Genomic DNA, 11,499 nt, shown 5'->3' with positions numbered 1-11,499 from the left:
GCTAAGTGAAGTACGAATTACAAACAACGGACGGCCGTGCGCGACGCGGTAGATTGATTTTTGAACGTGGCGTAGTGGAAACCCCGGCTTTTATGCCCGTGGGGACGTACGGCACGGTGAAAGGCATGACGCCGGAAGAAGTGAAAGAGACCGGCGCACAGATTCTGCTCGGCAATACGTTCCATTTGTGGCTGCGTCCCGGTCAGGAAATCATGAAACTGCATGGCGATCTGCACGACTTCATGAACTGGCACGGCCCGATTCTGACGGACTCCGGCGGTTTTCAGGTATTTAGCCTCGGCGATATTCGCAAGATTACCGAACAGGGCGTGCATTTCCGTAACCCGATCAACGGGGACTCGATTTTCCTTAGCCCGGAAAAATCGATGGAGATTCAGCACGATCTCGGTTCCGACATCGTCATGATCTTTGATGAGTGTACGCCGTACCCTGCCGATTGGGATTACGCCAAGCGCTCTATGGAGATGTCGCTGCGCTGGGCAAAACGCAGCCGTCAGCGTTTTGATGAGCTGGAGAATAAAAATGCGCTGTTCGGTATTATTCAGGGAAGTGTTTACGAAGATTTACGTGATGTATCCGTAAAAGGTCTGGTAGACATTGGCTTTGATGGGTACGCTGTGGGCGGTTTGGCTGTAGGTGAGCCGAAAGAAGATATGCACCGTATTCTGGAGCACGTTTGCCCGCAGATTCCAGAAGATAAACCGCGCTACCTGATGGGCGTTGGCAAGCCGGAAGACTTAGTCGAAGGTGTCCGCCGCGGTGTCGATATGTTTGACTGTGTGATGCCAACGCGCAACGCACGTAACGGGCATCTCTTCGTGACTGATGGCGTAGTGAAAATCCGTAATGCGAAGCATAAAGATGATGTCAGCTCGCTGGATGAACACTGTGATTGCTACACGTGTCGCAATTATAGCCGCGCCTACTTGCATCATCTTGACCGTTGCAACGAAATACTCGGAGCACGACTCAATACCATTCATAACTTGCGTTATTATCAGCGTTTAATGGCAGGTTTACGCCAGGCCATTGAAGAGGGTAAATTAGAGCACTTTGTGGTGGATTTTTACCAACGCATAGGCAAACCGGTTCCGCCGCTTGCGGAAAAAGACGTCGCCGCAAGCAGCTGATAGTCCGTTTGCTATGCATTGTATTTTGTTATGAATTGTATTTTGTTGTGAAGCGTTTTTACGATTATAAGGTTGATAACTTATCTTTTTGATAGCTTATCTTTTGACAAAAAAGAGGATATTTAAATGAGTCTTTTCATCTCCGATGCTGTAGCTGCAACCGGCGCTCCGGCTCAGGGAAGCCCGTACTCTCTGGTTATTATGCTGGCCGTTTTTGGTCTTATTTTCTACTTTATGATCCTGCGTCCTCAGCAAAAACGCGCCAAGGAACACAAAAAGTTAATGGATTCTATCGGCAAGGGCGATGAAGTCTTAACGACTGGTGGCCTGGTTGGTCGCGTAACCAAAGTGTCCGAAACTGGCTATATTGCGATTGCGTTGAACGAGACCAATGAAGTGGTTATCAAACGTGATTTCGTGGCTGCCGTGCTGCCGAAGGGCACGATTAAGGCCCTGTAATTTCCGATTTTCCCGAAGGGAACTGCCGTGTTAAATCGTTATCCTTTGTGGAAGTACCTGATGCTGGTCGTGGTGTTGTTTGTCGGCCTGCTCTACGCACTTCCTAACCTATATGGTGAGGATCCGGCGGTACAAGTTACTGGCGCGCGGGGAACCGCCGCCAGCGAAACGACGCTGATCCAAGTCCAGAATGTTTTAAAAGAACAGAACATTACCAGTAAGTCGATTGCATTGGAAAACGGTGCAATTCTGGCTCGCTTCTCTAACCCTGATGTTCAGCTCCGTGCGCGTGAAGCGCTCGTTAATGAGCTGGGCGAAAAGTTCGTCGTTGCACTTAACCTGGCACCTGCTACGCCAACCTGGCTGCGGTTGTTGGGCGCTGAACCGATGAAATTGGGGCTTGACCTGCGCGGCGGCGTTCACTTCCTGATGGAAGTGGATATGGATACGGCGCTGGGTAAACTACAAGAACAAACCATGGACTCTTTGCGCAGCGATCTGCGTGAGAAGAACATTCCTTATGCCTCCGTGCGTAAAATTGATAATTACGGTGTCGAAATTCGTTTCCGTGATGCTCAAACGCGTGATGAGGGCATCAACTATCTGACGACTCGTCACCGTAATCTGGTTCTCAGCAGCAGCGGCAGCAACCTGTTACGCGCAGTGATGTCTGACGAACGTCTGCGTGAAGCACGTGAATACGCCGTACAGCAGAACATCAATATCCTGCGTAACCGTGTGAACCAACTGGGTGTTGCTGAGCCTCTGGTACAGCGTCAGGGTGCCGACCGCATCGTCGTTGAGTTGCCGGGTATTCAGGACACGGCGCGCGCGAAAGAAATTCTTGGTGCAACCGCTACGCTGGAATTCCGTCTGGTCAACAGTAATGCTGATGCAACCGCAGCGGCTAATGGCCGTGTGCCGGGCGACTCTGAAGTGAAGAACATGCGTGATGGCTCACCTGTGGTGTTGTTCAAGCGTGTGATTTTGACGGGCGACCATATTACCGATTCGACATCGAGTACGGATGAATACAACCAGCCTCAGGTGAATATTTCTCTGGACAGCGCGGGTGGCAACACCATGTCCAACTTCACCAAAGACAGTATCGGTAAGCTGATGGCGACGCTCTTTGTGGAATACAAAGACAGCGGCAAGAAAGATGCAACTGGCCGCTCGATATTGGAAAAACACGAAGAAGTGATCAACGTAGCGACGATTCAGTCGCGACTGGGTAATAGCTTCCGTATTACCGGCATTGATAACCCGAACGAAGCGCGTCAGCTTTCTCTGCTGTTGCGTGCGGGTGCGCTGATTGCACCGATCCAGATCGTTGAAGAACGCACCATTGGGCCAACGCTGGGGATGCAAAACATCACTCAGGGGCTGGAAGCCTGTTTGTGGGGCTTGATCGCATCGATCCTCTTTATGGTCTTCTTCTACAAGAAGTTTGGTGTCATCGCGACCAGTGCACTGGTTGCTAACCTGGTGTTGATTGTCGGCGTGATGTCGCTGCTGCCAGGGGCGACGCTGACCATGCCGGGTATCGCGGGTATCGTGCTTACGTTGGCGGTTGCAGTCGATGCTAACGTACTCATTAACGAACGTATCAAAGAAGAACTCAGTAATGGTCGCTCCGTGCAACAGGCCATTCATGAGGGCTACAAAGGTGCATTCAGTTCGATTGTTGATGCGAACGTCACGACGTTGATTAAAGTCATCATCCTGTATGCGGTTGGTACCGGTTCTATCAAAGGGTTTGCTATCACGACTGCGATTGGGATTGCGACCTCAATGTTTACGGCGATCGTCGGTACTCGTGCCATCGTTAACCTGCTTTACGGCGGTAAACGTATCAACAAGCTGTCTATCTAGGAGTGCGTTGTGGCACAGGAACAGGAATACAACATTGAACAACTCAATCATGGGCGTAAAGTCCATGATTTCATGCGCTGGGACACATTGGCATTTGCCATTTCCGGTCTGCTGATCATCGCTTCTATCGCGATTATGGGTGTACGTGGTTTCAACTGGGGACTCGATTTTACCGGTGGTACGGTCATTGAGATTAACCTTGAGAAACCGATCGATCTCGATGTCCTGCGTAGTTCATTAGAGACCTCTGGGTTTTCAGAGCCGCAGGTGCAGAACTTCGGTAGCAGCCGTGACGTGATGGTACGCATGCCACCCGTGTCTGGCAGCGAGAACGAAGCGCTCGGTAACAAAGTGCTGAAGGTGGTGAACGATACCTTCCAGCAGCATGCGACGGTGAAACGTATTGAGTTTGTCGGGCCGAGCGTGGGGAGTGATTTGGCACAGGCGGGCGCATTGGCGCTGCTGTCTGCGTTGATTGCTATCCTTATTTATATCGGTTTTCGTTTTGAATGGCGTCTGGCGATGAGTGCCGTGCTGGCTTTGGCGCACGATGCGATCATCACGATGGGTCTGCTGTCTCTGTTCTCTATTGAGATTGACCTAACGATCATTGCGTCGTTGATGTCGGTAATTGGTTATTCACTTAACGATAAGATCGTGGTATCTGACCGTATTCGTGAGAACTTCCGCAAGGTTCGTCGTGGCACACCTTACGAGATTACCAACATCTCTCTGACACAGACGTTGCATCGTACCATCATCACATCGGCGACCACGCTGGCGATGATTGTGATCCTCATGGTCTTCGGTGGAGCCTTGTTGCATGGCTTCTCGTTGACGATGTTTATCGGTGTGATCATCGGTACGATCTCTTCTATCTACGTTTCTTCTGCTCTGGCGTTGAAACTGGGTATGAAGCGCGAACACTTGATCGTTCAGAAAGTGGAAAAAGAAGGGGCGGACCAACCGTCTATCCTGCCTTAATCTGCTGACTGTAAACATAAAAAACCCCGCATTGCGGGGTTTTTTGCATCTTAGCGTTGGGAAATGTGTTTACTAGGGGGACTCGGTGGCGGCAACCGGTGGCGGACTCTGTATTTCCTGAACCTGATGTAAACGAACAAAGCCGAGTTCTTCCGGCGACAGGCCGCTCAGGCGCAATTCAATAATCGCTTCGGCTTTTGGTAACAGAGTAGGGGAGACGACAAACGACTGTGTTTGCGTGTCGCCAGCCAAAGGCTTCCCGCTCACCGGGTCGAGTCGTCCCCAGTCAAGCTGTGCGCCAAAGGCCGGTAGCCCCTTCGCATCAAGCGTGCGAATGTGCAACAACGCGCTTGTTCCGTTCGCTTCCGTCTCGATATTGCGTAACGACACGTTGAGTCTGCCAATACTGCTTTCCAGCACAGTGCTGGTTTGTGCTGCTGGCAGTAAATAAACGCCGGAGGTGGACTGGGAATTCAACGCATTTTGTCGCTCTAATGCCGTGGCCTGATCGGTCAGCGTTTGTAATTGCTGATTGAGCTGGCCTATCTGATTTTGCAATTTTGGCATCTGGCGCTGTTCAGCGCACCCTGCGAGCAAAATTAGCGCTGGCAGGAAGCTCAGTACGCGATATCGGGTTCTCATGTCTGTGGTTCCCCTTTCGATGTTTTTATTCATTGATCCGTTGATCCCTGTTGCTGAGTTTAGCTGTGATTAAGCCTAAGTCATAGGTGAGACAGCTTTTTTCATCCTATTACCGGAAGAGATGCGAAACCCTTCGCAACGTGGATCAGGAGTTTTGGTTAGTCCGTTAATTCAGGGTAAACTGTCGCTACGTTTAAGGATTACTGGTCAGGACACATCATGCATTGCCCATTTTGTTCCGCTGTTGATACCAAAGTCATTGATTCCCGTCTGGTCGGCGAAGGTTCGCAAGTACGTCGTCGGCGGCAGTGTCTGGTTTGTCATGAACGCTTCACCACGTTTGAAGTGGCTGAACTGGTGATGCCGCGAGTCATCAAAAGCAATGAAGTACGCGAGCCTTTTAATGAGGATAAATTGCGTAGCGGCATGCTGAAGGCGCTGGAAAAAAGGCCGGTCAGTTCTGATGACGTCGAAATGGCACTTAATCACATTAAATCTCATCTTCGTGCGACCGGAGAACGCGAGGTGACCACCAAGATGGTGGGCAACCTGGTGATGGAAGCGCTGAGAAAGCTGGATAAAGTGGCTTATATCCGCTTTGCATCGGTGTATCGCAGCTTTGAAGATATCCGCGAATTTGGCGAAGAAATTGCGCGTTTGCAGGATTAAGTTGCGTCGACGCAATAGAAATAAGAGGTTCGGGAATGAGCGCTTTTCAGGAAAACGGCCACTTGCCGCAGGATGAATTATACATGGCGCGCGCGCTAGAGCTGGCGCGCCGTGGCTGTTTCACCACAGCACCCAATCCTAATGTTGGCTGCGTGATTGTTCGTGATGGCGAAATTGTCGGTGAAGGCTATCATTTTCGTGCTGGTGAGCCACACGCTGAGGTGCATGCGCTGAGAATGGCGGGGGAGCGTGCACGTGGTGCGACGGCCTACGTCACGTTAGAGCCGTGTAGTCACCATGGGCGAACGCCACCTTGCGCCGATGCGTTGATTACGGCTGGCGTTTCCCGCGTGGTTGCTGCGATGCAGGATCCGAATCCACAGGTGGCGGGTCGTGGTTTGCATCGCTTACAGCAAGCGGGGATTGCCGTCAGTCATGGTTTGATGATGGCTGAAGCAGAGAAGGTGAATGTCGGCTTTCTGAAACGCATGCGGACGGGCTTTCCTTACGTGCAGCTCAAAATGGCGGCGTCTTTGGATGGGCGTACTGCGATGGCGTCGGGGGAAAGCCAGTGGATCACCTCACCGCAGGCACGGCAGGATGTGCAGCGCTTTCGTGCGGAGAGCGCTGCGATTCTAAGCAGCAGTGCGACGGTGTTAGCTGACGATCCTTCTCTCACTGTACGCTGGTCAGAGCTGGGGGCCGATATTCAGAAACGCTATTCAGAAGCGGATCTCAGGCAGCCCGTGCGGGTGATTGTGGACAGCCAGCAGCGCGTCACACCACAGCATCGGATTGTTAGCCAACCGGGTGAGACCTGGCTGGCGCGCGTGCAGGCGGATGAACAAGCGTGGCCGCAGGGCGTTGAACAAGTGATGCTACCACAGCACAATGGCGGTGTTGATCTGGTGGCGTTGATGATGGTACTGGGGAGACGGCAGATTAACTCCGTCTGGGTCGAAGCCGGGGCCAGTCTGGCCGGTGCGCTGCTTAATGCTGGCGTTGTTGATGAACTTATCGTTTATCTTGCCCCCAAGCTGTTAGGTGAAAATGCCCGTTCGCTGTGCCTCTTGCCCGGACTGGATCAGCTGTCTCAGGCACCGGAGTTTGATATCGCAGACGTGCGCCAGGTTGGCCCAGATTTGCGATTGCGCCTGAAACCTAAATTCTGATGTGTATGTAAATACGTGGCGCAGGTCCGACAAAACCGGATACGTGCCAACAAAAATTATGATAGAATCCGCCCCCCTGCGGGCCATAAAGACCAGATACAAGGAAAGCTATGAACGTTATCGAAGGTGTTGTTGCTACTCCTGATGCCCGTGTGGCGATTGCGATTGCGCGTTTTAACCATTTTATTAACGACAGCCTGCTGGACGGTGCGATTGATGCATTGAAACGCATCGGTCAGGTTAAAGACGAAAACATCACCGTTGTCTGGGTGCCGGGTGCTTATGAACTGCCATTGACGGTTCGTGCCCTGACCAAAAGCGCGAAAAATGGCGGATATGATGCCGTGATTGCTCTGGGAACGGTCATCCGTGGTGGAACAGCGCATTTTGAATTTGTTGCTGGCGAATGTAGCTCAGGCCTGTCCTCTGTTGCGATGGACAGTGAAATCCCTGTTGCTTTCGGCGTTCTGACGACGGAAAGCATTGAGCAGGCGATTGAGCGTGCCGGTACGAAAGCGGGGAACAAAGGTGCTGAAGCTGCTTTGACCGCGCTAGAAATGATTAATGTATTGAAAGCGATTAAGTAAGCCTGATTAAGTAAGGGGAATTCCGTGAAACCTGCTGCTCGTCGCCGCGCTCGTGAATGTGCGGTTCAAGCGCTTTACTCCTGGCAGTTATCTAAAAATGATATTGCCGATGTTGAACACCAATTCCTGAGCGAGCAGGATGTCAAAGATGTCGACATTACCTATTTCCGTGAATTGCTGGCGGGTGTTGCCACTCAGGCTGAGAAGCTTGATCAACTGATGGCACCTTTCCTGTCTCGTCAAATTGAGGAATTGGGACAGGTTGAAAAAGCGATTCTGCGTTTGGCGATGTTTGAGCTGAGCAAGCGCGAAGACGTTCCTTACAAGGTGGCGATTAACGAGGCCATCGAACTGGCTAAAATCTTCGGTGCTGAAGATAGCCATAAGTTTGTGAATGGCGTGCTAGACAAAGCTGCTCCGAGTGTACGGAAAGGCAAGAAGTAAAATGAATCGAATCAGGGCCGGATATCCGGCCCTGATCGCTTTTGAATGATAGGCTGGCTGGAAAGGTTATGGTTGAAGGTGAGTTTGACCTTATTGCCCGCTATTTTAATCGGGTCCGAAGTTCACGTCGCGATGTTGAGTTAGGCATTGGTGATGACTGTGCGTTACTGACGGTGGCAGATAAGCAGATGCTGGCGGTAAGTACCGACACGCTGGTGTCTGGCGTTCATTTCCTGCCTGATATCGATCCCGCCGATTTGGGTTACAAATCTCTGGCGGTCAATTTAAGCGATCTGGCTGCAATGGGCGCCGATCCTGCCTGGCTTTCTCTGGCCATTACCCTACCTAAAAGCAATAGCCAGTGGCTATCCGCGTACAGCGACAGCCTGTTTGAACTGCTTGACTATTATGGCATGCAGTTGGTGGGAGGGGATACGACGCGCGGCCCGCTGAGCCTGACGCTGACTATCCACGGCCTGGTGCCGGCAGGTCGGGCGCTGACGCGTCGCGGAGCCAGAATTGGTGACTGGATTTATGTTACGGGCTCATTAGGCGACAGTGCGGCTGGTCTGGCTATCCTACAGAATACGCTGCACGTTGATGATGAAAAGGCACGTCAGGGATTAATCCAACGTCACCTTCGTCCTCAGCCGAGAATCCTGCAAGGTCAGGCGCTGCGCGATCTGGCCAGCTCAGCCATCGATCTTTCCGACGGCCTCATCTCCGATCTACAGCATATACTTAAAGCCAGCGAGTGCGGCGCGCGTATTAATCTGGACGCGATCCCACAATCTGATTGGCTACGGGGCTGCGTCGATGGAGAACAGGCGTTGCGTTGGGCGCTATCTGGCGGCGAAGACTATGAACTGTGCTTCACCGTGCCGGAAATTAACCGCGGTGCGCTGGAACTGGCCTTGGGACATCTCGGCGCTGACTACACCTGCATCGGGCAAATCGGGCCTTCCTCTGAAGGGCTACGCTTTTTCAGGGATAATAAAGCAACCGAGCTGAACTGGAAGGGGTATGACCATTTTAGCGAGCAAAACTGATTCTGCGAACAAGGCGAAAGGTGCTGAAGTGGCAAAACGCCGCTTACGGCTGAGTAACCCGTGGCACCTGCTGGCAACCGGGTTTGGCAGCGGTCTGTCTCCCTGGATGCCGGGTACGGTAGGATCGCTGGCGGCGATTCCACTGTGGTACCTCATGTCGTTCCTGCCGCTTGAATTGTATTCGCTGATGGTCATGCTGAGCATTTGTATCGGTGTTTACCTGTGCCATCAGACCGCGAAAGATATGGGCGTTCACGATCACGGTAGCATCGTCTGGGACGAATTTGTCGGTATGTGGATTACCCTGATGGCGATTCCGGTGGATGAATGGCAGTGGGTGGCAGCTGGGTTTGTCGTTTTCCGCTGCCTGGATATCTGGAAACCCTGGCCGATTCGCTGGTTCGATCGCAACGTGCATGGCGGCATGGGGATCATGATCGATGATATTGTCGCGGGGGTGATCTCTGCGGGAATTATCTACTTTATCGGCTATCACTGGCCGATATTCTGACGCTATTGTGTGATTGAACGACTGATATTATTGAACCGGGGCCATATATGTGCCCCGGTTATCGTTAGCGGCTTATTCCATCCACTGCGTGATTCTGCGCTCGATGCCTGCGGCATCCAGACCCAGATCGACACGGATTTCTTCCTGAGAACCTTGCGGGATAAAGACGTCCGGTAGCCCAATGTTCAGCACCGGAACGGCAAGGCGTTTCGCCATCAGGAATTCATTCACGCCGCTCCCTGCACCGCCCATGACCGCATTCTCTTCCAGTGTCACAAACGTGCTGTGGGACTGCGCCAGCTCTTCAAGTAACGCTTCATCGAGTGGCTTTACAAAACGCATGTCGACGAGGGTAGCGTTTAACTTCTCTGCCGCAATCTGGGCTTCTGGCAAGAGCGTCCCGAAATTCAGGATTGCGATCGTTTCGCCCTGACGGCGCACCACGCCTTTACCGATTGGCAGTTCTGATAGTGGCGTCAGTTCAGTACCCGTACCGTTTCCGCGCGGATAGCGCACCGCCGTAGGGCCTTTCTGGTAGTGATAGCCCGTGTGCAGCATCTGGCGACACTCATTTTCATCGCTGGGCGTCATGATGATCATGTTCGGGATACAGCGTAAGAAAGAGAGATCGAACGCGCCCTGATGCGTTTGTCCATCCGCACCAACAATACCGCCGCGATCGATAGCAAACAGAACGGGTAGATTCTGGATCGCCACATCGTGGATGACCTGATCGTAGGCACGTTGCAGGAAAGTGGAGTAAATGGCGACAACCGGGTGATAACCACCGACAGCCAGACCAGCAGCAAACGTGACGGCATGCTGTTCGGCAATCGCGACGTCAAAATATTGCTGTGGATAGTCGCGGGAGAATTGCACCATGCCCGAACCTTCGCGCATTGCGGGCGTGATCGCCATGAGCTTACTGTCTTTGGCGGCTGTTTCCTGCAACCATTGACCGAAGATTTTGGAATAGGTGGGTTGGGCACCTTCTTTGCTTTTCGGCAAGGTACCGCTGGCCGGATCGAATTTTGGCACCGCGTGCCAGCTGATCGGATCCTGCTCGGCAGGAGCGTAACCTTTGCCTTTCTTCGTCATGATGTGCAGGAGCTGCGGGCCTTTCAGGCTGCGCATATTTTTCAGCGTATGCGCCAGCGCCTGAACGTCGTGGCCGTCAACTGGGCCGATATAGTTAAAACCCAGCTCTTCAAATAGCGTGCCCGGCACGACCATGCCTTTAAGGTGTTCTTCGGTGCGTTTCACCAGCTCTTTGATAGGCGGCAGGCCGGATAAGACCTTTTTACCGCCTTCGCGCAGGCTGGCGTAGAGCTTGCCGGATAGCAGCTGCGCCAGATGGTTGTTCAGTGCGCCGACGTTTTCTGAAATCGACATTTCATTGTCGTTCAGCACAACCAGCAGATCGGATTTGATGTCGCCCGCGTGGTTCATCGCCTCAAAGGCCATGCCTGCGGTAATTGCGCCGTCGCCAATCACACAAACGGTACGGCGGCCTTTGCCTTCACGCTCGGCCGCAACGGCCATGCCCAGTCCGGCACTGATTGATGTGGATGAATGCCCGACGCTTAATACGTCATAGTCGCTTTCATCACGCCATGGAAAAGGGTGCAAGCCGCCTTTTTGGCGGATCGTTGAAATACGATCGCGACGGCCGGTAATGATCTTGTGCGGATAAGCCTGATGGCCGACATCCCACACCAGATGATCGAAAGGGGTGTTATAGACGTAATGCAGTGCAACCGTTAATTCAACCGTCCCTAACCCTGAAGCAAAATGGCCGCTTGAACGGCTGACGCTGTCCAGCAGATATTGGCGCAGCTCATCGCACAGCTTTGGCAAGCTCTCTTTCGGCAACAACCGAAGTTCATCCGGTGTTTCCACTAACGCCAATGTAGGGTACTTCGCGGTATCAAAACTCATTAGAGACTCATTAGGTAA

The 11,499-nt window shown here is 52.4% G+C and carries 12 protein-coding genes; 10 read left to right on the top strand and 2 right to left on the bottom strand.

The window, feature by feature from the left end:
* Positions 1-5 precede the first annotated feature (5 nt).
* From tgt to secF, 4 genes are all read left to right on the top strand, one after another.
* Positions 6-1,151, top strand: a complete 1,146-nt coding sequence (gene tgt, locus H4F65_RS08215; protein WP_010282031.1) for a tRNA guanosine(34) transglycosylase Tgt — start codon at positions 6-8, stop codon at positions 1,149-1,151.
* A 126-nt stretch (positions 1,152-1,277) separates the two neighbouring features.
* The gene (gene yajC, locus H4F65_RS08210; protein ID WP_010282033.1) at positions 1,278-1,610 is read left to right on the top strand and encodes a preprotein translocase subunit YajC; all 333 of its coding nucleotides are present in this window, start codon (positions 1,278-1,280) and stop codon (positions 1,608-1,610) included.
* A 27-nt stretch (positions 1,611-1,637) separates the two neighbouring features.
* Entirely contained in the window at positions 1,638-3,485 is a 1,848-nt protein-coding gene (gene secD / locus H4F65_RS08205; RefSeq protein ID WP_071822569.1) for a protein translocase subunit SecD, read from the top strand.
* Between the two features lie 72 nt (positions 3,486-3,557).
* Positions 3,558-4,469 (top strand): protein translocase subunit SecF, encoded by a 912-nt coding sequence (gene secF / locus H4F65_RS08200; protein WP_043901963.1) that lies wholly within the window; start codon positions 3,558-3,560, stop codon positions 4,467-4,469.
* Positions 4,470-4,541: 72 nt separating this feature from the next.
* Here the strand turns inward: secF and H4F65_RS08195 are convergent, their stop codons facing one another.
* A complete protein-coding gene (locus H4F65_RS08195; protein WP_010282039.1) occupies positions 4,542-5,111 on the bottom strand; it encodes a SadB/YajI family lipoprotein in 570 nt (189 codons plus the stop codon).
* A gap of 219 nt (positions 5,112-5,330) precedes the next feature.
* Here H4F65_RS08195 and nrdR point away from each other — a divergent pair, with 219 nt between their 5' ends.
* From nrdR to pgpA, 6 genes are all read left to right on the top strand, one after another.
* Positions 5,331-5,780 carry a transcriptional regulator NrdR gene (nrdR, locus tag H4F65_RS08190; protein ID WP_010282042.1) on the top strand — a complete coding sequence of 150 codons (450 nt, stop codon included), beginning with the start codon at positions 5,331-5,333 and terminating at the stop codon, positions 5,778-5,780.
* 35 nt (positions 5,781-5,815) lie between these two features.
* Positions 5,816-6,952, top strand: coding sequence for a bifunctional diaminohydroxyphosphoribosylaminopyrimidine deaminase/5-amino-6-(5-phosphoribosylamino)uracil reductase RibD (ribD, locus tag H4F65_RS08185; RefSeq protein ID WP_010282060.1), 1,137 nt, complete (start codon positions 5,816-5,818; stop codon positions 6,950-6,952).
* Positions 6,953-7,062: 110 nt separating this feature from the next.
* Positions 7,063-7,539, top strand: coding sequence for a 6,7-dimethyl-8-ribityllumazine synthase (gene ribH / locus H4F65_RS08180; protein ID WP_010282064.1), 477 nt, complete (start codon positions 7,063-7,065; stop codon positions 7,537-7,539).
* 24 nt (positions 7,540-7,563) lie between these two features.
* Positions 7,564-7,983: a transcription antitermination factor NusB gene (nusB, locus tag H4F65_RS08175; protein ID WP_010282066.1), complete on the top strand. Its 420-nt coding sequence runs from the start codon at positions 7,564-7,566 to the stop codon at positions 7,981-7,983.
* A 68-nt stretch (positions 7,984-8,051) separates the two neighbouring features.
* Positions 8,052-9,032 carry a thiamine-phosphate kinase gene (gene thiL / locus H4F65_RS08170; RefSeq protein ID WP_010282069.1) on the top strand — a complete coding sequence of 327 codons (981 nt, stop codon included), beginning with the start codon at positions 8,052-8,054 and terminating at the stop codon, positions 9,030-9,032.
* The gene (gene pgpA, locus H4F65_RS08165; protein WP_010282072.1) at positions 9,007-9,543 is read left to right on the top strand and encodes a phosphatidylglycerophosphatase A; all 537 of its coding nucleotides are present in this window, start codon (positions 9,007-9,009) and stop codon (positions 9,541-9,543) included. Before thiL ends, pgpA begins: the two co-directional genes overlap by 26 nt.
* A gap of 72 nt (positions 9,544-9,615) precedes the next feature.
* Here pgpA and dxs read toward each other — a convergent pair whose 3' ends face one another.
* Positions 9,616-11,481, bottom strand: a complete 1,866-nt coding sequence (gene dxs, locus H4F65_RS08160) for a 1-deoxy-D-xylulose-5-phosphate synthase (protein ID WP_010282074.1) — start codon at positions 11,479-11,481, stop codon at positions 9,616-9,618.
* Positions 11,482-11,499 lie beyond the last annotated feature (18 nt).

This window comes from Pectobacterium brasiliense, assembly GCF_016950255.1.
Lineage (GTDB): Bacteria > Pseudomonadota > Gammaproteobacteria > Enterobacterales > Enterobacteriaceae > Pectobacterium > Pectobacterium brasiliense.
This window is presented reverse-complemented; position numbering and strand designations above follow the sequence as displayed.

Excerpts from the sequence above, each read along its gene's own strand:
- yajC (WP_010282033.1), top strand. The coding sequence starts at position 1,278 with ATGAGTCTTTTCATCTCCGATGCTGTAGCTGCAACCGGCGCTCCGGCT.
- secF (WP_043901963.1), top strand. The coding sequence starts at position 3,558 with ATGCGCTGGGACACATTGGCATTTGCCATTTCCGGTCTGCTGATCATC.
- H4F65_RS08195 (WP_010282039.1), bottom strand. The coding sequence starts at position 5,111 with ATGAGAACCCGATATCGCGTACTGAGCTTCCTGCCAGCGCTAATTTTG.
- nrdR (WP_010282042.1), top strand. The coding sequence starts at position 5,331 with ATGCATTGCCCATTTTGTTCCGCTGTTGATACCAAAGTCATTGATTCC.
- ribD (WP_010282060.1), top strand. The coding sequence starts at position 5,816 with ATGAGCGCTTTTCAGGAAAACGGCCACTTGCCGCAGGATGAATTATAC.
- ribH (WP_010282064.1), top strand. The coding sequence starts at position 7,063 with ATGAACGTTATCGAAGGTGTTGTTGCTACTCCTGATGCCCGTGTGGCG.
- thiL (WP_010282069.1), top strand. The coding sequence starts at position 8,052 with ATGGTTGAAGGTGAGTTTGACCTTATTGCCCGCTATTTTAATCGGGTC.
- pgpA (WP_010282072.1), top strand. The coding sequence starts at position 9,007 with ATGACCATTTTAGCGAGCAAAACTGATTCTGCGAACAAGGCGAAAGGT.
- dxs (WP_010282074.1), bottom strand. The coding sequence starts at position 11,481 with ATGAGTTTTGATACCGCGAAGTACCCTACATTGGCGTTAGTGGAAACA.